This is a genomic window from Nocardia anaemiae NBRC 100462 (assembly GCF_001612725.1).
In the GTDB taxonomy this organism is placed as follows: domain Bacteria; phylum Actinomycetota; class Actinomycetes; order Mycobacteriales; family Mycobacteriaceae; genus Nocardia; species Nocardia anaemiae.
Genome location: NZ_BDAZ01000017.1, coordinates 292,514 through 315,905 on the forward strand (window position 1 = coordinate 292,514; position 23,392 = coordinate 315,905).

The 23,392-nt window shown below is 65.3% G+C and carries 18 protein-coding genes; 4 read left to right on the plus strand and 14 right to left on the minus strand.

Annotated elements, in window-relative coordinates; all coding sequences use genetic code 11:
- Positions 1-16 precede the first annotated feature (16 nt).
- A complete protein-coding gene (locus tag NA5_RS40305) occupies positions 17-1,120 on the plus strand; it encodes a hypothetical protein (RefSeq protein ID WP_157110349.1) in 1,104 nt (367 codons plus the stop codon).
- A 21-nt stretch (positions 1,121-1,141) separates the two neighbouring features.
- Positions 1,142-1,471 (plus strand): hypothetical protein, encoded by a 330-nt coding sequence (locus tag NA5_RS12245; protein ID WP_218020081.1) that lies wholly within the window; start codon positions 1,142-1,144, stop codon positions 1,469-1,471.
- A 19-nt stretch (positions 1,472-1,490) separates the two neighbouring features.
- Here the strand turns inward: NA5_RS12245 and idi are convergent, their stop codons facing one another.
- From idi to NA5_RS12285, 8 genes are all read right to left on the minus strand, one after another.
- The gene (gene idi / locus NA5_RS12250; RefSeq protein WP_062985086.1) at positions 1,491-2,099 is read right to left on the minus strand and encodes an isopentenyl-diphosphate Delta-isomerase; all 609 of its coding nucleotides are present in this window, start codon (positions 2,097-2,099) and stop codon (positions 1,491-1,493) included.
- On the minus strand, positions 2,096-3,115 hold the full coding sequence (locus NA5_RS12255) for a UbiA prenyltransferase family protein (RefSeq protein WP_062985088.1): 1,020 nt from the start codon (positions 3,113-3,115) through the stop codon (positions 2,096-2,098). Before NA5_RS12255 ends, idi begins: the two co-directional genes overlap by 4 nt.
- Positions 3,115-3,927, minus strand: a complete 813-nt coding sequence (locus tag NA5_RS12260) for an SDR family oxidoreductase (RefSeq protein WP_062985090.1) — start codon at positions 3,925-3,927, stop codon at positions 3,115-3,117. The genes NA5_RS12255 and NA5_RS12260 overlap by 1 nt, the downstream gene beginning before the upstream one ends.
- Positions 3,928-3,929: 2 nt before the next feature.
- Positions 3,930-4,895 (minus strand): DUF1702 family protein, encoded by a 966-nt coding sequence (locus tag NA5_RS12265; protein WP_062985098.1) that lies wholly within the window; start codon positions 4,893-4,895, stop codon positions 3,930-3,932.
- Positions 4,896-4,935: 40 nt separating this feature from the next.
- Positions 4,936-6,012 (minus strand): enediyne biosynthesis protein, encoded by a 1,077-nt coding sequence (locus NA5_RS12270; protein WP_062985099.1) that lies wholly within the window; start codon positions 6,010-6,012, stop codon positions 4,936-4,938.
- Between the two features lie 29 nt (positions 6,013-6,041).
- On the minus strand, positions 6,042-7,979 hold the full coding sequence (locus tag NA5_RS12275) for a CRTAC1 family protein (protein WP_371856403.1): 1,938 nt from the start codon (positions 7,977-7,979) through the stop codon (positions 6,042-6,044).
- 68 nt (positions 7,980-8,047) lie between these two features.
- Positions 8,048-9,427 (minus strand): aminotransferase class I/II-fold pyridoxal phosphate-dependent enzyme, encoded by a 1,380-nt coding sequence (locus NA5_RS12280; protein WP_062985101.1) that lies wholly within the window; start codon positions 9,425-9,427, stop codon positions 8,048-8,050.
- The gene (locus tag NA5_RS12285; RefSeq protein ID WP_062985253.1) at positions 9,424-15,759 is read right to left on the minus strand and encodes a type I polyketide synthase; all 6,336 of its coding nucleotides are present in this window, start codon (positions 15,757-15,759) and stop codon (positions 9,424-9,426) included. Before NA5_RS12285 ends, NA5_RS12280 begins: the two co-directional genes overlap by 4 nt.
- Positions 15,760-16,030: 271 nt before the next feature.
- On the opposite strand from NA5_RS12285, the gene NA5_RS12290 reads away from it, so the two are divergent.
- Positions 16,031-16,570 carry an ester cyclase gene (locus tag NA5_RS12290; RefSeq protein ID WP_157110351.1) on the plus strand — a complete coding sequence of 180 codons (540 nt, stop codon included), beginning with the start codon at positions 16,031-16,033 and terminating at the stop codon, positions 16,568-16,570.
- Here NA5_RS12290 and NA5_RS12295 read toward each other — a convergent pair.
- The 6 genes from NA5_RS12295 to NA5_RS12325 all read right to left on the minus strand — a co-directional run bounded on the left by NA5_RS12295 (position 16,554) and on the right by NA5_RS12325 (position 22,547).
- Positions 16,554-17,276: a TetR/AcrR family transcriptional regulator gene (locus NA5_RS12295; RefSeq protein WP_084484064.1), complete on the minus strand. Its 723-nt coding sequence runs from the start codon at positions 17,274-17,276 to the stop codon at positions 16,554-16,556. The two genes, NA5_RS12290 and NA5_RS12295, sit on opposite strands and share 17 nt — an antisense overlap.
- Before the next feature lie 27 nt (positions 17,277-17,303).
- Complete coding sequence (locus tag NA5_RS12300) at positions 17,304-18,938, minus strand: MFS transporter (RefSeq protein WP_062985106.1); 1,635 nt, start codon at positions 18,936-18,938, stop codon at positions 17,304-17,306.
- A gap of 215 nt (positions 18,939-19,153) precedes the next feature.
- A complete protein-coding gene (locus NA5_RS12305) occupies positions 19,154-19,504 on the minus strand; it encodes an HPF/RaiA family ribosome-associated protein (RefSeq protein WP_062985108.1) in 351 nt (116 codons plus the stop codon).
- 132 nt (positions 19,505-19,636) lie between these two features.
- Positions 19,637-20,905 (minus strand): MFS transporter, encoded by a 1,269-nt coding sequence (locus NA5_RS12310; protein WP_084484079.1) that lies wholly within the window; start codon positions 20,903-20,905, stop codon positions 19,637-19,639.
- 315 nt (positions 20,906-21,220) lie between these two features.
- Positions 21,221-21,598 carry a P-II family nitrogen regulator gene (locus tag NA5_RS12315; RefSeq protein ID WP_062985112.1) on the minus strand — a complete coding sequence of 126 codons (378 nt, stop codon included), beginning with the start codon at positions 21,596-21,598 and terminating at the stop codon, positions 21,221-21,223.
- 364 nt (positions 21,599-21,962) lie between these two features.
- Entirely contained in the window at positions 21,963-22,547 is a 585-nt protein-coding gene (locus NA5_RS12325) for a TetR/AcrR family transcriptional regulator (RefSeq protein ID WP_062985115.1), read from the minus strand.
- A 91-nt stretch (positions 22,548-22,638) separates the two neighbouring features.
- Between NA5_RS12325 and NA5_RS12330 the strand changes: the two genes are divergently transcribed.
- Positions 22,639-23,358: an SDR family oxidoreductase gene (locus tag NA5_RS12330; RefSeq protein ID WP_062985116.1), complete on the plus strand. Its 720-nt coding sequence runs from the start codon at positions 22,639-22,641 to the stop codon at positions 23,356-23,358.
- Positions 23,359-23,392: the final 34 nt, after the last annotated feature.

The window sequence follows — 23,392 nt, forward strand, 5'->3', positions numbered from 1 at the left end:
GGGGGTGGGTACAGCCGTGCCCGACGAATACGATGCCATCCGATCAGAGCTGTCCAACTACGAAAAGGGTCTGTATTTCGAACTCGGGCGGGCACATATACGCGGCGAAACCCCTGAAAAAGGATGGGTGCGGCAATTCAAGATAGAAACCGGCAAAGGTGCTCGTATTCTGGATTCGGCCCGGACCGAAGGCCGAGGCACGCGCGGTGTGGAGCGCAAATCCGGACGGGTCAATGAGCGGGATGCACGAGAGCAGTTACAAAAGGAGCGGGCAGGACTCGACTCCAGGCAGCTGACTCACAGCACATGGGAAACGGTCGAAGGTGAAAAAGTCCCGGATAAAGTGCGCGAGGACATGCACGCATTGGAACGTGACTTCCCCGGCAGGTTCCGTCACGAGATCGTTTCCCGCGCCGATGCGGCGCGGGCGATACGACTCGGGCAATCCCTCGTGTCCCAACAGCTCGAATTGATCAGGGCTTACGAGCTGGTGCGTGCCGACCGTGCACGTAAACGGTTAGGGAAGATCCGGGAACTCGTGCGAGGGCGGGAGGCCAAGGCGAAAGACGAACGCGCTCAAGAGAAAGAGCCTCAGCATCGAGGAATAACGAAAGAGCGGGACGAACAGGTACGGGAGAACAAGGCGCGAGACGAACGCGCCAGGGTCGAACCCGAGCCTGCCACACGGGTAGTGCGGGAACTTCCGACCTGGGCGCACATACTCACCCGAGAAGACAACCGAGATACCGCGCAACCGCCCACCCGTGCTGACCGTGACGCGCAAGCGCTGGAGATGCCCAGCCTTGAGATCAAACCGGGACGCGCCCAAGAACCCCCGGCACCGCCACCCGTCCCGCAACGAACGCCGGAGCAGGAACACGAAAGCGCCCGAGCACGAGCTATACAGGAACGCAACAATGCGCGAGCACTAGCACGAGAGAATGGGCTATCACCGCAGATAATGGGCATCCTCGGACTCAACAGCAATGAACCGCCGAAGATGATTAACGTTGACCAGGCCCGAGCACACGCCGAGTCCGAACGGGACCGGTCGATACATCAGCAGCGCGAACGGGAACGGGCTGAACGCGAACGTGAGGGTCGACACCGTGGCGAGTAGCGCTGGAATACAAGCCCCGCTGTGCCGGATTCGGCTACCCCGATCCCGGAACCCTGCGTGTGGGTTGCCTGCCGGGTGCGTCGCGGATCGAGCGGGCTTACCGATCAGTCCCGCGAATGGGCGGCCTTGGACGGCGTCTACGGCGTGTTCCTGATGCTGACCATGATGACCGGCGCGCACATCACCGCAGAGGGCATCGCGGCCGAAGATCGGCGGGGCAAGGTAGCAAAAATGTTCAGCTACTTGAACGAGCGCCCCGACGAACCACTGGACCTCGTGGCGCTACGCGCGGACTATCCGAAGCTGATGGACCTGGCAACCTGGCTGCGCGAAACAAACTGGAAGCCATGAAAACCCCCTCTCGCGTAGGTTAAGAAGACCCGCTGACCGAGCCCTCGGTTGAGGACCTTCTTGTTGTCCGTATCAGTGAATCAGCTGCACGCGTGGCGATCTCGAGGACACCTCGCAGCCAAGGGGTGTAGGAGACAGGTGCCGTTGAGATACGTCCGAGCAGCTCGGTGGGGTCGACCCAGGCGCATTCGGAGACCTCGGCCGGGTTGGGGTGGGGCAGGTCGCCGGATATGACGCCGATCAGCACGTGGTCCCACTCGTGCTCTACCTGATCGCCGCGTGGATCAGCGGCCCGGTAGCGGTAGATGCCCGCCTCGGTCAATTCCGTGACGGTCAGGTTCAGCTCCTCCATCAGCCGGATCGATGCGGCGGTGATCACGTCCTGGCCCGGTGCGGGATGGCCGCAGCAGCTGTTCGAAAAGCGTTGTGGGAAGCGGGTTTTGACTGCCGCTCGACGCTGTAGCAGGGTCCGCCCTGACGCGTCGTACAGCAGTACCGAGAAGGCACGGTGCAGCTGCCCGGGCGGGCGGTGTGCCTCGGCCACCGAACGTGCTCCGATCGCGCGGCCGTGCTCATCGACCAGCTCGACGAGCAGCGCCTCACGATCGGGGCGAATCTCGGTGCTCATAATGATCGTTGGCAGAAGACGGCGGCCGCGGGCACGACGGCTGCCCAGGCAACGAGCGCGACCATATATACGAACAGTTTCGCCTGCGATCGGACCAGCGGCATGGCCTCGTCCAGTGGCTTGCCCCAGGTGCCGAGCTGGGTCCGGCCGAGGTAGCCGATGACGATCAACACGCCGATGGCATACACGAGCAATGTCGGGGTAAATCCCACCATGGCGACGACGGCCCCCGCCACGAGTGCGGCGCCGACGGTGACCCTCGTCATCGACTCGAACAGCGAGAGGCGCAGACCCAGCGCAACCACCGAGGTCCGGAATCCGTGCTCGGTGTCTTCCGGAATGTCTTCCGCGGTGTTCGCGACGAAGACTCCGGTGGTGGTCAGCCCCAAGCCGAGAATGGCGATGAGCGCGGGTATTTCGATCGGCCGGTCGTAGAGCCGGAGCACGACCACGCCCGGAAAGACCATGGTCATGATGTAGGTCCAGGGGATCTGCCAAAATCCGGCTGCCTTGAAATGCCATGGCGGCAGCGAATATTCGAGCAGTAACAGGGTGCCGACCGGAATGATCAGCAGCAGATCGAGATGCCCGGTCGCCACGGCGAGGTAGACGGCCGCCACGCCGATACCGGCGGTGGTGAGGTAGATCTGCCAGGCCACGAATCGCACACCGAGATCTCGAACCATGCGGGAGAACTTGGATTTGTATTCGACGTCCACCCAGCGATCGGCCAGGCAATTGGCGACGTGCAACAGTTGTATGGCGGCGGCCAGCATCACCGCGGCAACGATCATCGGCGCCGACCAGATCTCGGCTCCGGTGTGCGCACTGAACAGCACATCGGCCACCATGACCGCACCGGACATCGGCGCGATTTCGGGCCGGGTCAGCCACAGCGCGTAATTGATCTTCGTGCGCAGCGGCAGCGGACGCCCCTGCTCGCCGGGGCCCGCGGTGAAAATGCGGCGCAACTGCGCACGCAACGAGGCTTGCCCGCCGGTGGCTGTGGTGGACATCAGGTGTGCTCCTGGCGTGCTCGTTGCCGTGCGCGGGCAATACTGCGGCGGAAAAACGGCCGGGACAGATCCTCCGGAAGATTGGCCCACCGCATGAAGAAGGTGGTCAGCGGATCCACGGTGATGTGATGGCGGCCCCGCTCCAGCCCGCGCACCGCCGCTTCGCCGACCTTGTCGGCGGGCATCGGCTTGATCGAACCGGTAATGGCCTTGGTCTCGGCCGGTTTGCGCAGGTTCTCCCTGGCGAGTCCGGGAGTGTCGGTATCGGCCGGGTACAGCACCGATACCGTCACCCCGTCCGGCTCTACCTCGTAGCGCAGGCACAGGCCGAGCTGACGGACGCTCGCCTTGGTCGGCCCGTAGCTCGAATATCCGGGGATGCCGAGGAAGGCAGCCGTCGAACTCGTCAGCAGGACATGGCCTTCGCCACGTTCGACCATGCCGGGCAGTACACACCGAATGGCATTGACCGAACCGAGATAGTTGGCATCGCTTTGGATGCCGAACTCATCGCTGTCGATATCGAGGAAGAGGCCGGGCAGGGTGAGGCCCGCGCAGCAGGCGATTACCGCGCAGGCTCCGTTGCGTTCCTCCAGTTCCTTCACGGCGATCGCCAGCCCGGCTCGGTCGGTGACATCGGCGGTGCGCCAGTCTGCCCCGATCCGCTCGGCGGTGGCGCGCAGCGGCTCCTCCCGCCGGGCGATGACCGAGACGCGCGCGCCGCGCAGTGCGAACGCGGTGGCCACGGCGGCTCCGATGCCGTCGGAGCCGCCGGTGACGATGACATGCCTATCCGTCCAGCGCACAGTCATTTTCAGCTCCCGCCGGGTACGGCGAGTTCACCGAGACGGTCGCGCCAGGCGTGATAGCTGGCGGCCGTCCCGTCCTCCGGTATGCCGACGAAAGCCTTATCGATCAAGGCCGCGGCCTCGTCGATGGTGCGGCCGGTGTAGGTCCGCACGGCGACCTCGGTATGCGGAGTAGCGCTGTCGGCCTGCTGCCGGATCTTCGCGACCATGGTCGATCCCGCCGCCAACTGCTGATGGAACTGCGGCACCAGGGATCGAATCGCTTCCAGGTCTTCGACTTCCATACCACCGGCGAAGGTGGTCGCGATGCCGATGCCGTTCCACAGGTCGGCGTGCCTGCTCGGGTCGAATTCCGCGATTCGCGATGCGACGCCGCCGACCGAGCCGCCGCCGATGAACCAGAGTGCGCGCCCGATGCCCTGATCGGCGGCCCGTTTCAGCGGTGCGGTGTCCCCCATCCAGGACGGGTACCGCTCGTCGACGTGCTGGCGGTCGATGTATTTCTCGGTGCGGAAGAAGGCGTTGTAGAAGCCGTATCCGTCGATCGCGAGCCAGCGGTACACCGGATGCTTCGGAAAGACCTTCTTCCAAATCGGTTTCGGAATCTTGCCCATCGCCAGACCCACGCCGACATACATGGTCAGGTCGTGTTTGGCCGCAGGTCCGGTGAACAGGTCCGCGGCGCGATGGCCGAACGGGGTGATCGAATCGACCGCGGCCAGACCCGTCGCGGCGCCTTCGAATGCGAAGCCATGGTACTGCTCGGGCAGCTGTTGGATCTGCTCGATCAACTCCGCGTTGTTCTTACTGCAGACCGCGAGATGGATGCTGGTGGACAGGTGGGTGGCGACCCGCTCGAGTTCGGCGGCGGTCGCGGGACTCGGCGTCGCGAAGCCGGGCCGTTTCATCGGTTCCTGCTGGATGCGCGTGCCGAGCAGGGTGGAGCGAAGTGGCCCGATCAGAGATGGCATATGATTCTCGATTCTCTTGCGGCGGTGTCGGTTCCGGTTGTCATGACCGCACCGGTTCCTTCTCCGGTTCGACTTCGTCCGGCTCCGCTGCCGTCGCAGACTCCTCCGCTTCCGCAGGCTCGTCCGCCGCCGCGACTGCCTCGTGCACGTCCACCACCGCGACGGTCGCGCGATTGGCCAGCCATTCCCGAATATTGCGGGACCACCAGAACATTCCGCGACTCGCGCACACGATCACCAGCGCGAAGAACAAGCCGAAGGAGACGTGCAGGGCCATCAGCACGCCGTACATCACGCCGACCGAGGCGCCGAAGATGATCTGGTCGCGCTTGGCGAACGGTGTCGTAGCCGGGTCGGTGATCATGTAATTGGTGTAGAGCACGAAGGCGATACCGGTCATCGGCAGCAGCGCCGCGATGATCGAGATGTTGCTGTCCAGCAGACCGCGCACCACCGCCTGCAGCACGTACGCACCCAGCCAGGCCATGATCAGCGGTGTCTTCTTGGTCAGCTTGGCGTTGAGCATGGTGCCCGCGCCGAGCAGACCGAGCACGATCAGCGCGTCGGCCGGACCCGAGACGTTCTCGACGAAGTGATACGGACCGACCACGGCGATCGTCGGGAAGACCAGCAGCGCGACCACGATCCCGAAGTTCGACGGGTTCATGAAGTGCTTGACCTTGCCGTTGATCTTGGCCCGCAGCACCCATTTCGTGCCGACCGCGACCGTGATGCCGAACATGATCGGCAGGAACTGGTCCGCCGCGTACATCAGGAAGTTGAAGGCGACGCCGGTGATGTGCGCGGGCAGCAGGAAGACGATCAGACCGCGAAGTCCGTTGCCCCGGTAGCCCGCCGGGCGGCGATAGGCCCATGCCGCAAGCGTTTCCAGGATCATCTCGACCGCATACGCGGTGCCCGCGCCGAGGAAGGGCCACAGCCACGGCTGCTCGAATCCGAGCCACAGGAAGCCCAGAATATTGAAGATCGTCAGCGAGGCCGCGAAGTTGCGCAGCGCGAGATAGCGCGGATCACGTCCTTCGATATTGATGCCCAACCACTTTCGCCGCCAAGCTTGCGCCGATGTGGGCGCGGCGCCGTTGGTGCTTTCTACCACGGCTGTTCCGTTCGAATGTGCTTGAACACTCACTGGTGCACCTCCCGGGCATCGGAGTCGAGAACGAGGGTGTGTTGCCCCGGTCGCAGCTGCAGCTGCTGGGTGTGCACGGCGCCGTGGTTATCGCGCCACGCGAGTTGTACCGACAGTGCGGTCGCCGGATCGATATCGCCGAGTCCGACGTGGATATCGGTGGACCGCTTGCCCGCGTGCCCACTGCCGCCATCTACCTGGGCCACATGGGTTTTGCCGTCCGGCATCGTCACGGTGACCTCGGCGCCGAGGGCCGGAGACCCGAGCACGGGCTTGCCCGCGACCGTCGTCTCGCCGGCGGCAGCGGTGCTCGGCGGGGTGAGCAACCGCAGGCCGAGGTACTGCCCGGGATGCGGTGCGTCGTTGCGGTAGAAGACCGGAGCTTCCCACTGCCTCGCGACCGCGAAGCTGAGGTTGCCGGTTCCGGTCGAGTCACCGACCGCGATGCCGCGGGTGGGTGTCGCCGCGAAGGTGTCCAGGGCGGGCGAGATATTGGTGAACTTGCCGCTGTCGTCCTGGGCGAAGAAACCGATGCGGTTATTGCCCGCCAGGTCGGATTCCTCGGTGAACTTCGGCCAGGCCCACGGGTACTTGGTGAAATCGTCGTTCATCGTGGCCATTTCCTGCACCTGCGGCCACCGGGTGCTCGAACCCTTGAACATCCCGTTGGTCTGCACGATCTGCGGTCGGCCGCTGTTGTCGAAGTCGGCGACCTTGGTATCCCAGCACCAGCCGTCCCAGGCGATGCCCTTCTCCACGGCCCGGTTCTTGAACGGTGCGATACCGGACTCCAATTGCGCCGCAGCTTGTTTCGGATCGGCCGCGGTGTTGTAGAAGGCGAGGTTGGCCTCAACGATGCCCCACCGCTGCGCGATATTGCTGACGAACAGATCGGGCATACCGTCGCCGTCGAGATCGGCGAAATCCGCGCCCATGCCCTTGAACGAATCATGGCCGAGCACAAAGGACTTCGGGTCGGTCGGGCCGCGTTCACCTTCGGCGAGGCCGAAGCTGATGTGTCCCGGTGTCGACTTGTTCACGAACAGGCGGTCCGGGCCCATATCGTTGGCGACATACAGTTCGGGTAGTTGGTCGCCGGTGAGGTCCTGGGTCGCGGAAGCGAGTGTCCAGCCGTTCGCCTTTCCTTCCGGGAGCGCGTTGACGACCTCGCGGTACACCGCGGTCGGCTCGGCGCCGCCGGTGCTCTGCTGGAAGGTGAGGATACGGTCGGTACCGGCATTGGTCGCGGTGGAGAACGATTCGTTCAGCGTCAGGCTGTGCTGACCGTCCGGACCGATGAAATCGCTGTCCGGGAAGTAGTTTCCGAGGTAGACATCCGGGTTGCCGTCACCGTCGAAGTCGGCGACGGAGGCGGCCAGGGTGAACCAGCGCGCGCCCTGATAGCTGCCGTCCGCGGTGGTCGGTGGCTCCACCATTTCCACCGGCCGGAAGGCCTTGTTGTCCAGGTGCTTGGCACCCGCGCGCGGCAGATACAGGATCGGGGTGCGCCCGCCGTAGTACACCATCAGGCCGATGCGCCCCGAGTGGTCGAAATCGCCTGGGACACAGCCGGTCGGGGCCATCCGGTCGTCGGTCGGCAGCGGCGCCGGATCGAGCACGAACGGCGCGTAGCGGCTGGTGTCGCTGTCCGGTGTCGGCGTCACGATCACCGTATCGGATCGAGAATCGACCAGGCACAGATCATCGGCGCGGCCGTTGCCGTCGATATCGTTGATCGCCGCCGCGGAGTTGACCGACGACATCCAGGCGACGACATGCTCATACCGCGGCTCGATATGCCGGATCTTGTGCTCGGGCAAGCCGGGTGGCAGCGCGATCGGCATCTCGGTGAAATGGAACCGGCTCGCCAGCGGGCTATTCGGATCGGTCTCGACCGGGGCGATCATGGCCGAGTGGGCCGGTACGAACAGCACCGCCATCAGCGTTACCGATGCCAATGGCACCAACGCTTTTCGCAATAGAGAAGAACTGACCGGCAATTTCACGAGTGGTGACTCTCTTCCGTGGGGAGACCGTCGAACACCGACCGCAGGGTGTCCAACGCATGATCGAGCTGCGCCTCGGTATGACGGCAGTTGATGAAGAACCGCAAGCGCGCCTCGCCCTCGGGCACCACCGGATGCCCGATGGCATTGGCCATCACATTGCGCTGCAGCAGTTCCATCGAGGCGCGCACCGCGGGTTCGTTCGCGCCGGTGATGATCGGGGTAATCGGTGTGGCCTGGCCGTTGCCGGTGTCGAAACCGAGTTCGCGGGCCCGGCGGTGGAAGTACTCGGCGTTGTGCCGCAGTGTCGCGACGCGTTGCGGCTCGTCGTGCAGCACGGCCAAGCCCTCCAGCGCGGCCGCCGCCGCGGACGGCGCCGGTGAGGCGGTGTACATGCTCAGACCGGCGGCGGAGTATTTGAACCCTTCGACGAGTTCGCGATTGGCCGCCAGATATCCGCCGACGCTGCCGAGCGCCTTCGACAGTGTGCCCATCCAGACATCGACGGCGTCGCCGGGCAGATCGAACAGCTCACGCGCGCCGAACCCGCGCTCGCCGAGAACACCGAACGAATGCGCTTCGTCGATCATGATCGAACAGTCGTATTTCCTTGCCACCTCGATGATTTCGGGTAGCCGGACCACATCGCCGTCCATGCTGTACACGCCCTCGATCAGCACAAGGGCCCGATCGAAGCTGCGCCGCGACATCGCCAGAATCGCGTCCAGCGATTCGGGATCGTTGTGCCGGAAGGTGACTCGTTTGCAGCCAGCCCATTCGGTGCCGGAGACGATGCTGTTGTGGATCAGCGAGTCGCACACCGCGATATCGCGCTTGCCGAGTAGGAAGGCGACCGCCGCCGCGTTGGTGAGGAAGCCGCTGGCCGTCACGATGGCGGCCTCGGTGTCATAGATCCGCGCGAGCTCGCGCTCCAACTCCCCGTAGAGCGGTAACTCCCCCGCGACCATCCGAACCGCGGCCGCGGATGTCCCGTAGCGACCGATCGCGGCAATGGCGGCGGCATGGACTCGCGGCTCGGCGGCCAGATCCAGATAGCCGAAACTGCTGAAGTTCAGCATGTCCCGATTGGCGAAGCTGGTCACCGCCCCGCTGATGCCGTCGTGCGGCAGGTAGTAGGGATTGAGTACGCCTGCCTCGCGCGTCCAGGCGTCGAAGGCGGCGAATTTCGCATTGGCCTCGAGCACACCCGGATGATCACGGAAGGAGGTCTGCGGGCTCGGACCGCGAGCGGTCCGCACATCGGCCGAACCGCGGTCGTGTCCGGGCGCCGTCGCAGTGGCCGCACCATTGCCCGCATCGTGCTTGGCCATCAGGGCACGGGCGAGCGCACGGGGATCGATGCTCTCAGTTGTCATGCGGTAGTCCTCACGCTGCTGTCGGTGGCGGTACTTGCTTCTTCGTGCGCGATTTGCGCGGCGATCTTGACGCCGAGGCCCGCCAGCGAAAGTCCGGCCCCGATCGAGAGGACCGACATCTTGACGCCGAGGCTTTTGACCACGCGCGCACCGAATTCCATGGCCATCAGCGAATCGAGTCCCAACTCCATGGTCGGCGTGGCCAGATCCACGGTGTCCGGGTCGACGCCGAGGACCACCCCCAGTTGTTCGGCGAGCAGACAGGCGACCACCTCGCCGCGGAATTCCGGGTCCAGCGCGAGTATTTCGGCCCGCAGTGCGCTCGTGCCCGCCGCGCCACCGCCCGCGGCGGTGACCAGTTCGACGAACCGAGGCGCGCGCGCCGACGAGCGGTGCGCGAGGGCCCATTGCGCCCAGTCGATATCGAGCAGAGCGAGCTGGGTGATGTCGAAACGCAGACATTCCCGCAGCAGCACGGTCGCGAAATCCATATCCAGTGAGCCGTATCCGGTCATCTCGGCATAGCGCGATACCGCGCGGGAGTCGGCCATACCGCCGTCGCCGCGCATGAATCCCCAGTCCACCGACAGCGCGGGCCTACCCTGTGCGCGCCGGGCCCATGCGAGCGCATCGAGCGCGGAATTGGCTGACGCATAACCCAATTGGGGCGCGAGCCCGGCAATGCCGCTGGCCGAGGAGTACAGCACGAACAGGTCGAGCTCGACGCCCGCGGCGGTGGTGGCCCGATCGAGATTGGTCGCGCCGAGCACCTTCGGATCGAAGATCTCGCGCAGGGACTCGGCAGTGACCTCCGGAATCTCGGTGTTGTTGACCACGCCCGCGGCATGGATCACACCGCGCAGCGGCGCACCGCTGGCCTGAATGCGCGCGATGAGCTCGGCGACCGCGTCGTAGTCGGCGACATCGACGCGTTCCTCGCGCACGTCGACACCTTCGTCGGCGAACCGCGCCAACTGTTCGCGCGCTGCCTCGGTGCCGGCGCCACCGCGGCCGACGAGCACCAGGTGACGCACTCCGGCGCGCACCAGCTGACGCGCGGTGGCCAGGCCGAAGGCACCGAAGCCGCCGGTCACCAGATAGCTTGCGGCGGGGTCGAATTCGAATTCACCAGGGATGTGGCGCACCGCCGGTTGCTCTTCGCGCAGATCGAGCACGACCCGACCGATCTGGGCGGAGCGCGCCACCGTTTCGAAGGCCGCGGTCAGCTCGTCGAGTGCGAACGGTGTGTTCGGCAGTGCGGTGTACTCGCCATGGAACATCGCGTCCACCACGCGCCGGGCCGCCCGGCGAACCTGCTCGGGTCGTCGGGCCAGGATGCGGTCGATGTCGACGGCGAAGAATGCGAGATTCCGGTCGAACGGGCGCAGGTCGATGGTGCCCGAGCCGTAGATGTCGGCCTTGCCGATATCAACGATGCGGCCGAATTCGCCCGCGACCCGGAAGTTCTGCTGCAGGATCTCGCCGGGCGCCGAACTGTAGACGACGTCGACGCCCGCATCGTCGGTCAAGCGCAGCACCTCGTCCACGAACCCGATCGACCGGGAACCCAGCACCGCGTGCGCGCCGAGCGCCCGCACCTGGGCGCGCCGCTGCTCGGTACCGGCGGTGGCGATCACCCGTGCCCCCATCCGCAGCGCGACCTGGACGGCGGCCATACCCATACCACCCGCCGCGCCGTGGATCAGCACCGTTTCGCCCGGTTGCACCCGAGCCAGCTCGCCGAGCCCGATTTCGGCGGTGAACAGCGGCATGACCGAGGTGCAGTGCAGCGGGTCGAAGGTGCCGGGCGGGAAGATATCCATCCGGGTGGTCGCGCCGGTGTCCGGCCGAATCGTCACATAACGCTGGACGATTCCGGGCGCCACCACCGAAATCTCGTCTCCCGGTGCGATATCGGTGATATTGCCGCCGACCCGGGTCACGACGCCGTAGCCGTCCATACCGATGTCGGTGCCGAAAAATGTTCCGTCCAGCTCCTTTTCGGTGAGCACCCCCAGCACCTTGAGGGTGTCCTTGTAGTTCAGGCCGACCGCTTGCATCCGGATCTCGACCTCGTCCGGTCCGGGAGCGACCCGATCGCAGGTGCGCAGTGCGAGTTCCGGCAGCAGCCGCGAGCGTGGGATATCGAGTCGGAACGACTGTTCGGGGTCGGTGAGCGGCCGGGGCACATCCCAGCCCGCCAGCCGGTCGGTGAGGGTACGGCGCCAGCGGATCGTCCAGCGCGCGCCCGCGCGCAGCGCCACCTCGTCGATGGTGGTGTCGGTGTAGATCTGCTCGAGGATGTCGGCCGCAGCGGAGCTGGGTTCGGTATCGACGAGCCGCCACTGCCCGGCCGGAAGTTCGTTGAGCAGTTCGCGGCGCGCGCCGGTCAGTGCGGAATGCTCGAGTCGAGCGAACCGGTCGATCGGCAGGCACAGCGCGTATTCGGTGACCACGACGGCGTGGATCACCAGGGGCAGCTCATCGGAAAGCAGCCCCTTGAGCGCCTGCGCGACCTGGGCCAGTCCATACACATTGCGCATGCCGTCGAGTTCGGATCCGGCGACGACAACGAGCCGCAGGCGCTCGACTTCGGGTCGGGCGTGCGCTGCGCGCAGTAGTTCGAGCAGCTGTTCGCTGTCGGCTGCCGAGGCATGCTCGCCGACCGTCACCACCTCGGCCCGGATCCGCACATTGGCGATTTCCTTGGCTCGCTGGGCGATTTCCGCACCGAGGTTGACAACGAGCAGGAACTCCTCGTCACCGGGCAGGTCCTGCATCGCCGGTTCCGCGGTGTCGGTCACGATCTCCCACACCGGTTCGTAGAACAGGTGGTCGAGCTGCTCGGAGAGCGCCGACTGCGGTGTGAGTGCGCGGAATCGCACCCCCGACATGGTCAGTGCGACATCGCCGCTCGCGGATGCGATGTGGATATCGGCGCGCAGCGGATCTCCCGGTATGCGTGTGAGAACCACGACCGGATCGGCCGGAATCGGCCCGGTCCAACGGATCCCGTTGATCGAGGACGGCACAACCACCTCGGCGTCATTGCCGGAATTCGGCTGTGTCGCAGCGGTTCTCGCGAACAAGGCGGCAAAGCACTGTAGTGCCGAATCGACTATGGCCGGGTGAGCGAGATGCCGCTGACCGGTGGTTGCCGACGAATCGAGATGTGCGACAACGCTGTCCGCGCCGACCCAGACCTGGCTGAGCAAGCGGAATGCCGGGCCGTAGCGGAGTCCGTGTTCGGCCATGCGCGCGTAGAGCTCGTCGACGGCGACTTCGACAGCGTCCGCAGCGGGCGCGACGGCGACGGTGGTGGCGTCGGTGTCCGCCTCGATGAGACGTCCGTGCGCGTTGAGTGTCCATCCCCCGCCACCCGCGGGCCGGGACTGGATGGTGAACCGACGAGTGCTCTCCTCCACACCGATCCGCACTACCGGCACATCGTGCGCGTCGATGACCAGCGGACTGACGAATTCGACGGATTCGAGTCCGAACGAATCCCGGCCGGTGCGCACCGCGATGGCGCTCATGGCGGCGTCCAGGTATGCCGCCCCCGGCAGCACAACGGCACCGGCCACGACGTGATCGCGCAGCCACGGCAGGTTCGAAACCGACAGTTGGACTTCCCATTCCGTTGCCACCGACCCGATGCGATCGCCGAGCAACGCGAATCCGTTCGGGGTGCCGATTCGATCCAGCTCCGTTTCCGGCTCCTGGGTCCAGACGAACCGGCGCTGCCAGGGATAGTGCGGCAAGTCGACGTGCCCGGCACCCGGATCGATCGCGCCCGGCAGGCGATCGCCGTCCAGTGCACCCGCCCGGTACAACTCACCGATCGCGGTGCGGATCTTGTCGCGGTCGTCACCGCCACGCGTCAGCGTGCTGACGGCGACACCGGTAATGCCCTGCTGCACAAGGATTTCCCTAATGCTGCCGCTCAGCACCGGGTGCGGGCCGACTTCCAGGAAGACGCGATGTCCGGCATCGAGCAGCGCACCGATCGCGTCCGCGAACCGGACCTGGTCTCGGACATTGCGGACCCAGTACTCCGGACCCCAATCCTGTTGCGTCGCTTGCATACCGGTGACCGTCGAGTAGGCGCGAACAATACTCTCTTCCGGTGCCAGCGTCGCAAGTGCGGTGCGCAGATCATCCAGGATCGGATCCATCAGATGGCTGTGGTAGGGAACTTCGACCCGCAGCGCCTTGGCGAATACGCCGTCGGTGGTGAGACGTTCGCCGAGGGCCGCCAGCGCCTCGCTGTCCCCGGCCAAGGTGACCGCCGACGGACTGTTCACGGCGGCGATACACACACCGTCGATATCGGTCAGCAGTTCGCGTGCCTCGGCTTCGGCCAGACCGACCGCCAGCATGCCGCCGGTCCCGGCTGTGCTGGCCTGCAGTCGGGACCGGTGGTAGCTGACCGTAACCGCCTCGGTCAACGACAGCGCACCGGACACGTAGGCCGCCGTGACCTCGCCGACGCTGTGTCCGACCGTGATGGCGGGTCGAATGCCGAGCTCGGCGAGTTCGGCCGTCAGCGCGGCCTGGAGCAGGAAGTTGGCCGGTTGCGCGATTTCGGTGCGCGAAATCCGGGAGTCCGCCTCGTCGCGGCCCATCTCCTCGAGAATCGACCAGCCCGCGAGTTCGGTGAACTCCCTATCGATTTCGCGCGCCAGCTCGGCTGCCGGACCTTCGCCCGCGAGTAGGCCGCGCCCCATGGCCCACCACTGCGGTCCCATACCGCTGTAGACGAATACCGGGTCGGTGCGTCCCTCCGCGATGGCACGAGCGGGCGGCTGGCCACCGCCAGCGGCGAATTCGGCAAGCAGGGAGCGTAATTCGCCGACATCGCGGTAGCGGAAGGCGGTGCGCAGCGGGTGATGCGCGCGGCGCACCCAGGCTGCCTCGGTCAGGGTGTCGAGCGGTTCGGTGTCAGCCGCAGCCAATAGTCCCGCGGCGAGCGTGCGCAGTGCCGGTTCGCTGCGCGCCGACAGCGGCAGGACCGGCAGGGTGTTCTGCCGCATTGCCGTTGCACCAGAACGGGTTTCGTCGGGCGCCGGGCCGATGAGTGCGTGCGCATTGGTGCCGCCATAGCCGAAGCTGTTTACCGCGACCAATGGCCGGAGCAGCGGTTCGGCCACCATCGGCACTCGCAGCCGCAACTCGTCGAACGGAATCGCGGGATTGAGCCGATCCAGCCGGGCCTGCGGTGCGATCGTCCGGTGGTGAACGGTCAACGCGGCCTTGATGACTCCGGCAACGCCCGCCGCCGCCTCGGTGTGACCGATATTGTTCTTCACCGACCCGACCGGCAGCGGCTCGGTCCGACCATCGACCGCGCCGTACACCTTGCCGAGGGCCGTCATCTCCGCCGGGTCGCCGACCGGGGTCCCGGTACCGTGCGCCTCGACGTAACCGATCTCGTGCGGCCCGATGCCCGCGCCGGTGTGCACACGGCGGGCAAGGGCTTCCTGCGCATCGGGATTGGGGACCGGGATGGCCAAGGTGCGGCCGTCCTGGTTCACGCCGCTGCCGCGGACCACCGCATAGATGCGGTCACCGTCGTGTACCGCGGCCGCGAGCGGCTTGAGGATCACCACACCCGCACCCTCGCCGCGGCCGTAGCCGTCGGCTGCGGCGTCGAACGATTTGCAGCGACCGTCCACGGACAGGAATCGGCCCTTGCACATGGAGATGAAGGTTTCCGGCTGCAACATGGCATTGGCGCCGCCCACGATGGCGGCGCTGCATTCGCCGAGCGCGAGCGATTGGACGGCCTGATGCAGTGCCACCAGCGACGACGAGCAGGCGGTGTCGATGGTCATGGTCGGCCCGTGCAGGTCGAGCAGGAATGCGATGCGGGCCGAGAGCAGGGTGTGCGAAGAGCTGGTCGGGGTATGGCTGTTGATCGCGGAGCGAACCACATTGCGGCCCACCGCGTTATCGTTCATGAAGCCGCCGACGAAGACGCCGATATCGCGTCCGGCGATCCGCCCGGCCATCCCGCTATCGTCGAGCGCCTCCCACGCGACCTCGAGCAGCAGTCGCTGCTGCGGGTCCATGATCGAGGCCTCGCGCTGGGAGATGCCGAAGAAGTCGGCATCGAACTCCCACAGCGACTGGGTCAGGAATCCGCCACTGCGGGTGTACATCCGGCCGGGCGCGTCCGGATCCGGATCGTAGAACTTGTCGAGGCTCCAGCGATCCGACGGCACCTCGACGATGCCGTCGCCTTTGCCGATCAGGAAATCCCAAAAAGCGCCCGGACCATCGATTCCACCCGGAAATCGACAGCCGATACCGACGATTGCTGCATCGGACATTGCGCGGTCCTCGATTTCTACCCTGAGCATTGAACGGTAGGCAGCATACTTCGATATTCGATCGGCAGCGCGAATTAACCGAAACCTCTTGCGATGACGGCTATCCGGGTCCACATAGTGAAATTACGCTGTTATCGGAACGGCTATGACATTGTTATTCCGAGGCTGACACTGTTATAAGTTTCGGCCTCCTCTCGAATAACAATGTCATGGGTTCGGATTACATTGTTATTCGAACCCATGACATTGTTATGCAGGTACGGTGTCCGCCATGAACTCTGGTGAATTCGCGCTCGATCCGGCCGCCGAGCCCATCGAGGACACCGACTGGCTGCGCGAGTTCGTCGAGCGCTATATCGCCGGTTGGAACACCGGCGACGGCGACGCCGTGGCGGCCTGCGTCACCGAGGACACCCGTTGGCTCGACCCATCCGAGAGCGAGCTGATCATCGGCCGCGCCGGGGTGGCGAAGTTCGTGCACGACACCAAGCGCGCATTCCCAGATGTCAACTACACCACCGTCTTCGAGCCGGTCGTCACGGCGGACGCGCTGGCGGCGATCGTGCCGTGGCGGATGACGGGGACCCACCTCGGCATGATCGATCCGCCCGGATTCGCCGGAACCAACAAGAAATTCGACCTGTTCGTGGTCGACATCTGGCAGTTCCGCTCCGGACTCATCTGGCGCAGCAAGGCCACCTGGGATCTGAACGAGCTACTGCTGCAACTCGAATTGCTGCCCAAACGCAACGGTTTCGCCGAACGCGCCATGGCAAGCGCCCAGCGGCTCGCCGTCAAACTTCGTGGCTGATCACGTGCGGACCGGTCAGCGCGGCCACCTGTTCGAGGGCACGCGCCACCGACCGCTCGATCGTCGCGCGTTCGGCGCCCATGCCGATCAGGATGTTGACGATCGAGGGCAACAGCACCTCCGAAACCCCTTGGTTGCCATACAGGCCCGCCATATCCAACTGGATGAACCCATACAGCCCGGTCCAGAACTGCGCCGCTGCCGAGCGCTCATTGGTGCTGCGCAACAGCTTCGCCTCCAGCGCCCTCCGGGTCGCGCGCACCACGAAATCGAAGCTCTCCGCGAAGTTCTCGAAGTCGGAATCGCCGCCACCGGCCAGCACATTGCCGCGGTGCATCTTGACCTCCGCCTTCGGTGACTCGGTGGCGAACATCAGCCGGAACAGCTCGGGTTTGCGCAGCGCCTCATCCCGAAAGATGAAGCCGAGCACCAGGATCTCGGCGATCGGATCGTCGGTGATCTCGCATTCGGCCAACCGCGCGACCAATTGCGCGAAACCTTCCGAGCCGACCGCCTGGATCAAGCCGGGCATTCCGCTGAAGTTGGAATAGATCGCCATGGTCGAGACCCCACATATCCGAGCCACGCGACGCACCGTCATCGAGGCGAGTCCTTCGGTCGAGATGAGTTGAATTGTGGCCGCTATCAGGCGATCGCGCATCGATCCGGTTAGTGCGGGCTCCAACGCTGTTGCAGTGTCGATCATTACCTCACCTAGCAGTGCTCGTGCTTGCTATGCCGCCGCGACGCCCAACTCGTCGGCGGTGATCTGTTCCAGTGACTTGCGCCGGGTCTCGACGATGAACCCGACGGCCACCACCGCCGCGATCGCGATCGGCGCCGCGCTGATCAGCGCGGTCACGGTGATGGACGGGGTGGCCACGGCGAGCACCACCAGCGCGATGACCAGAACACCGCCCGCCTTGGTCATGGCCGCCGCGACGCCGCTGCCGCGAGACCTGATCCGGGTCGGGTAGACCTCCGCGCCGTAGGCCACGATGACCGCGACCACCGAGCTGGAACCCCAGATCGGTACCACCAGAAGGGCATACAGCAGCGTGGTGTTGTCGGCGACGTGATCGCCGAGGATCACGAAGCCACCGAGCGCGGCGGCGAGCAGCGTGCTGAGCGTGATCAGCGTCCATTTGGTGGAGCGGTGGTAGCAATAGGCGACCAGGAAATTCAGTGGGAAGCCGATCAGCGCGGAGTCACGCAGGATCTTGTCAGCGGTGACACCGGTAAATCCCAGGCCGCGCAGATTCGTCGGCAACCAGAGCTGGAAGCCGTAGGTGACCAGTCCGACGCCGAGCCCCAAGAGGGCCAGCACGATAGTCATTCCGGCGAACGGGCGGCGCAACAACTGACCGAACCCGCCTTGCAGACCATCCTCGGCGGCGGCTTCCGGCCGCTCGACCACGACGACCTCGGCGTTGTAGGTGCGCAGCACTTCTTCGGCCTCGCGGTGCCTGCCGATGGCCATCAGGAACCGCGGCGACTCCGGAATCCAGCGCACCAGCAGCACCAGCAGCAGTCCGGTGGGCAGGCCGATCAGCCAGAGGCTGCGCCAGCCGTAGGTCTCACCGATCGTCGAGGACAGCCAGCTGGTGATGACGTATGCCCCCGCGATATCACCGCCGATCAGCACGAGCAGCCAGCCGCGGTGGCGCGCCGGGATGGTCTCCGAGAGCAGCGTGAAGGCGATCGGCAGCATCCCACCCGCGCTCAGGCCCATGATGAAGCACATCGCGACATTCAGCTCGAAGCTGGGCATAGCGCCGCAGATCGCGGTGCCCACGAAGAAGATTCCGGCCAGCAAGATCGCCGCCTTGCGGCCGATGCGGTCGCCGAGCCAGCCCCACAAGAACGACCCGAGCACTGTGCCGGTGATGCCGGACAATGGCAGCAGCGCCACCGGCAGCGCGTCCAGGTGCGGACTCGCCGGTGTGCGCAGGTGGTACTCCGCACCGACACCCGGAACGACGAAGGCCAGCGTTGTCGGCTTCATCACGTCGATGGTGATCGCGGCGGCCATGATCAGCAGCAGCACCACGTGCACCCGGTTGATCGGCGCGTCGTCGAGTGCCCGCACCCGCAGCCCGGCCACGGTGTCGGGCACCGCGCGCTGGGGGAACAGGCCGTAAGTGGTGACGCCCAAACCGATCACGATCAGGATCATCCCCGTGATCATGGGGCCGTCCATCGGCATGCCCGCCATCCGATAGCCCATATCGCGGGCCATGACATACATCGGAAGGTGCAGCGCGGTGCCGAGCACCGTCAACACCAGACCGAACCAGAAAGCTCCCGTACGCCGACGGTTGATCGGACTCTCCGATCGTTGCGCGATATCGACGGCGTTCACAAACATCACCGAACCCTCATCAGCCCCCACACACCAGTTACCGATCGGTATTACACACCAGTTCGGTGCCGGTGTGGGCCTTTTAATCTGTTCGGCATCAACAAGTTCGGGTCGCGGCGGATTTACCTATGAGAATGGTTGCGGCTACGGTCGGCTGGGTAATCTGCTGCACCGATTTCACGGCCACTTCCCACTGCTGGAAATATGGTCGATGTCGACTACTATTCGCCGCCCACGTGCCTGATGGATTCTCCACCTTTCGTGTGGTGCAGCCGGCCGAAGCGACTGTCGAGCAGGTTGATCATGGCGTCGGCAGCGCCGGTATAAGCCTCTTCGACCGTGTCCGCGCGGTGGGTTACCGCGACCGGCGGCTGACCGGATATCCGGGCCTCCAGTACGCATTGCTTATCGTCTGGACCGCCTTTTTGGGCGTTCAGATCGGTCAGATGCACTTCCAGCCGAGTGACCTGCTCGGCGAACCGGTCGAGTGTCGCGGAGAGCGTCGATTCCACGCGCTCGGCCAGCGATGCGCCGCCGTGGATATTGCTGCCGGTGTTGACCTGAATCTGCACGAGCCTCTCCAATCCGATAGGTGCGGACAGCACTGTCTGCCTACGGTTACCGACCCGCGGAGCGCGAACTCGGCAATCCGTCGGCAATGCCGACACTACCCGCGTGGGTGTGCGCTCAGCAGATTCCCAGGCTCAGACCGGCTGCGCCGCGATCGGTGACTCCAGCTTCTGGGCATCGGGAACCACAGTGCCGCGCAACGAGGTTCCCGCGGTCTCGCGCAGGAACGACCAGGCGAGGAGTCCGATCAGGCTGGCGCCCACCATATACGCGGCCGGGAACAGCGACCAGCCGGTCGATTCGATCGCGGCCTCGTTGACCAGCGGCGCGGTACCGCCGAATGCGGCGGTGGAGATGTTGTAGCCGAGAGCGAAACCCGCATAGCGCACATGCGTCGGGAAGATCGCCGGAAAGGTCGAGCTGATCGTCGCCAGCTGAGGCACGTACAACAGGCCGAGCACGACGAATCCGGTGATGGCCCAACCGGTTCCCTGCCCCATCAACCAGTACATGGGCAGCGCGAGTATCGCGAGACCGACCAGCGAGACCAGCCAGAGCGGGCGGCGGCCCACCCGGTCCGACAGCCTGCCGAAGAACGGCAGCACGATCATCATCACCAACTGCCCGATCAGCATCATGGCGGTGGTGGTGGATTCGCCGACGCCGATGGTGTTCTGCAGGTAGGTCGGCTGATAGGTGAGCAGGGTGTAGTTCACCACGTTCAGGGCGACCACCAGACCGATCAGCGTCAGGGTTTCGCGGCGATAGGTGGTCAGCACCTCCCACACGCCGCCCGGCGGGTGCGGTTTATCGGCCACCTCGGTGAATACCGGCGATTCGTCCAGATGCGAGCGCAGGTACCAGCCGATCAGGCCGAGCGGCACCGCGAACAGGAACGGCAGGCGCCAACCCCAGTCGTGCATGGCATCCGACCCGAAGATCACCTGGCACAGCAGCACCACTGCCGAGCCGCCGACGAATCCGCCGAGGGTGCCGAATTCCAGGAAGCTGCCGAGGAACCCGCGCCTGCGATCGTTCGCGCATTCGGCCAGATAGGTTGCGGCACCGCCGTATTCACCGCCGGTCGAGAAGCCCTGCACGACGCGAAGGGCGATGAGCAGAACCGGCGCGAACCAACCGATCTGGGCGTGGGTCGGGAGCAGACCGATGCAGCCGGTAGCACCGGCCATCAGCAGAATCGTGGTAGCCAGCACCACTTTTCGGCCGAGGCGGTCGCCGAGCGGTCCCCAGACCATGCCGCCGAGCGGGCGCAGCAGGAAGGAGATGGCGAAGCCGAGCATGGTGCCGAGGGTGCCGAGTTCGCCCGGGAAGAACGCGTCAGTGAGGTAGGTGGCGGTCGCAGCGTAGACGCCGTAGTCGAACCATTCGGTGGCATTGCCCATCGCGGAGGCGGCGACCGATCGGCGTAGCGTTTTCTTCTCCGATTCGCGATCCGTCACGTGCGCCTCCTCACCAGCCCAGGTAACGGGCCTCGATTCGTTCGACCGGCCCGACCCGGATTTCGGATGCAGGCACGGAACTAACCGGTACCCACGTTCCGAACCGGGCAAACAAGCGGCGGTCCAACCACGCCGGTGACGGGGCCGCCGCCACCTGCGGGATCGACGGGAAATGTGAGCATGGTCACACTGGCGATTTCGTCGACTGCCGCGGCCCCCACCCGACCGATGACCGCCCGGATCGCGACCGCGGCGCAATCACAGCGAGCGAGCGTCGATCATCCAGATCTGAATTCTGGACGGCCCGGCATTCGCACCGATTCGATCGATCAACCGAACCAGATCCGCGACATCGTCATTCTTGGCCAGCAATTCGATGCGCAGCCCCGCCTCGACATCGCTGACGAACTCTTGACCCCGATAGCGCTCGACTCGGCTGCCCCGGTCGTCCACCCGGTAGACCTGGCAGACCACCATCCGCCGCACGCCGAACATGGCAAGCGACTGCTTGATCTGGTCGAAGAGGGCCGCGGGCAGCACCAGCGTGATGAGCTTCGCGTCGACGCCGTCACCTGGACTCATCGGGTCATCGATGTCGTGCCCGACACTGCCCTGAAGGTGGATGGTGGCATTCACGTGGTCGCCTGATTCCCGGGCGCCTCACCCGATGGTTTGTCCGGCGCCAGCTTGGGCAGGGCGGGCGCAGCAGGGAACATCCCCGCAAGGGCGGAGACCCGGGTCTCGTATCGCCGGTCTCCAGTACATGGTCCGGCATGCGCAGACTGGTGAACAACCCGAGATCTTCACCGATCACGGAGGTGGCGAACGCATTCCACACGATCATGGTGGCCGCGGCACCTGCCCGCCGGAGCAGCTGTTTCGGCTGATTCAGGCCGAAAATGCCACGCTGGCAACATCATTGCCATCGCCGCGGTACATGATGATCCGCGGATCGGCGAGTACACCGAACAGTCGGGCCAGGCCGTGTTAAATCTGGATCTCATGGCGCGAGCATGGTCGCGATGCTGCTCGTGACATCCTTCGCGAGCGCGCCGTTCACGGGGGCGTGGCGGCTGAGCAGTCGGTACCACATCGCGCCGAAGACGAAATCGACGACGAGATCCAGCGGAACCGCCGGAGCCAGTTTTCCAGCGTCGACACCGCGTTGGAGCAGTGCGCGCAGTGTCGCTCGGCGCGGGCCGATCACGGTGTCCTGCAATCGTTCGGACAAAGCTGGATCACGCTGGGCGTCCGACATCAGACCGACCAGCGCCTGACCCGTCACCTTTTGCGCAAGTTCGAAAGTGGCCGTGAGCAGACGTTCGACCGCGATGAGCACATCCACCGATTCGTCCGAAACATGCAGTGCCGCATGCTCTTCGGCCAATCCGATCAGCGCCTCGATCAGAATCGAGGCCTTATCCGGCCACCAGCGGTAGACCGTCTGCCGTCCGACGCCTGCCCCGTCCGCGATGGCCTTGATGGTCAGGTCCTGGTAGCCGTCCCGCTCGCAGAGCTCCAGCGCCGTGTGCAGGATCGCGCGCCTGGCGTCCTCGCTGCGGGGTCGACCTCGGGCTCCTGTCATGCGAGCCACTTTACAAGACACTGTGCCTCGAATATATTAACGAGGCACGGTGGTTCGAAAATCATCGTGATTCGTACTTCAGGAGGATCTTGTGAGCAACAAAGTGGTCATCGTTGGCGGAACCTCTGGAATCGGCCTGGCGACCGCTCGTCGACTCGCCGCGAACGGCGCGGAGGTCGTCATCGCCGGACGCAACGAAGAGCGACTGACCGCCGCATTGGCCGACTTGGGACGGCGGGTGACCGGGAAGGTCGTCGACGCGCGTGCCGAAAACGAACTGGCACAACTGTTTTCGGAGATCGGACCGGTCGACCATGTGGTGGTGACCGTGACCGGACCGTCCGGCACCACCCCGTTCCGCGAACTCGGCCTGGACCATCTGCAGGCCCACGTCTCCGGCAAACTGCTGCCGCACGTCGCCACCATTCAAGCCGCGCTGCCCCATCTCGCGCAGGACGGATCCATCACGCTGGTGTCCGCCGCGTCCGCGGGCGGCGCCATGCCGACAACCGCCGCACTGGCCGCCGTCAATGCCGGTGTCGAGGCCATCGTCCCCGTCCTCGCGGTAGAACTGGCACCCGTGCGCGTGAACGCCGTGTCCCCGGGCGTGATCGACACCGAATGGTGGAACTTCCTGCCCGAGGATGCCCGCGCCGAGGCGTTCGCCGGAATCGCGGCGCAGACCCCGGTCGGCCGGATCGGCAGCGCGGACGATATCGCCAAGGCCATCGAATTCCTCACCGACAACACCTTCACCACCGGCGTGGTGGTTCGGGTGGACGGCGGCGCTCGCCTCGGCTCCCCCAAATAACCCCACCGCACCCGGCGTTTTCGTCACGGTCGGT

Bases quoted from the DNA above. Each gene is read 5' to 3' on its own strand.
- NA5_RS12325 (WP_062985115.1), bottom strand. From the start codon at position 22,547: ATGACAGGAGCCCGAGGTCGACCCCGCAGCGAGGACGCCAGGCGCGCG.
- NA5_RS12280 (WP_062985101.1), bottom strand. From the start codon at position 9,427: ATGACAACTGAGAGCATCGATCCCCGTGCGCTCGCCCGTGCCCTGATG.
- NA5_RS12290 (WP_157110351.1), top strand. From the start codon at position 16,031: ATGAACTCTGGTGAATTCGCGCTCGATCCGGCCGCCGAGCCCATCGAG.
- NA5_RS12300 (WP_062985106.1), bottom strand. From the start codon at position 18,938: ATGTTTGTGAACGCCGTCGATATCGCGCAACGATCGGAGAGTCCGATC.
- NA5_RS12265 (WP_062985098.1), bottom strand. From the start codon at position 4,895: ATGCCATCTCTGATCGGGCCACTTCGCTCCACCCTGCTCGGCACGCGC.
- NA5_RS12260 (WP_062985090.1), bottom strand. From the start codon at position 3,927: ATGACTGTGCGCTGGACGGATAGGCATGTCATCGTCACCGGCGGCTCC.
- idi (WP_062985086.1), bottom strand. From the start codon at position 2,099: ATGAGCACCGAGATTCGCCCCGATCGTGAGGCGCTGCTCGTCGAGCTG.
- NA5_RS12310 (WP_084484079.1), bottom strand. From the start codon at position 20,905: ATGGGCAATGCCACCGAATGGTTCGACTACGGCGTCTACGCTGCGACC.
- NA5_RS12285 (WP_062985253.1), bottom strand. From the start codon at position 15,759: ATGTCCGATGCAGCAATCGTCGGTATCGGCTGTCGATTTCCGGGTGGA.
- NA5_RS12295 (WP_084484064.1), bottom strand. From the start codon at position 17,276: ATGATCGACACTGCAACAGCGTTGGAGCCCGCACTAACCGGATCGATG.
- NA5_RS12255 (WP_062985088.1), bottom strand. From the start codon at position 3,115: ATGTCCACCACAGCCACCGGCGGGCAAGCCTCGTTGCGTGCGCAGTTG.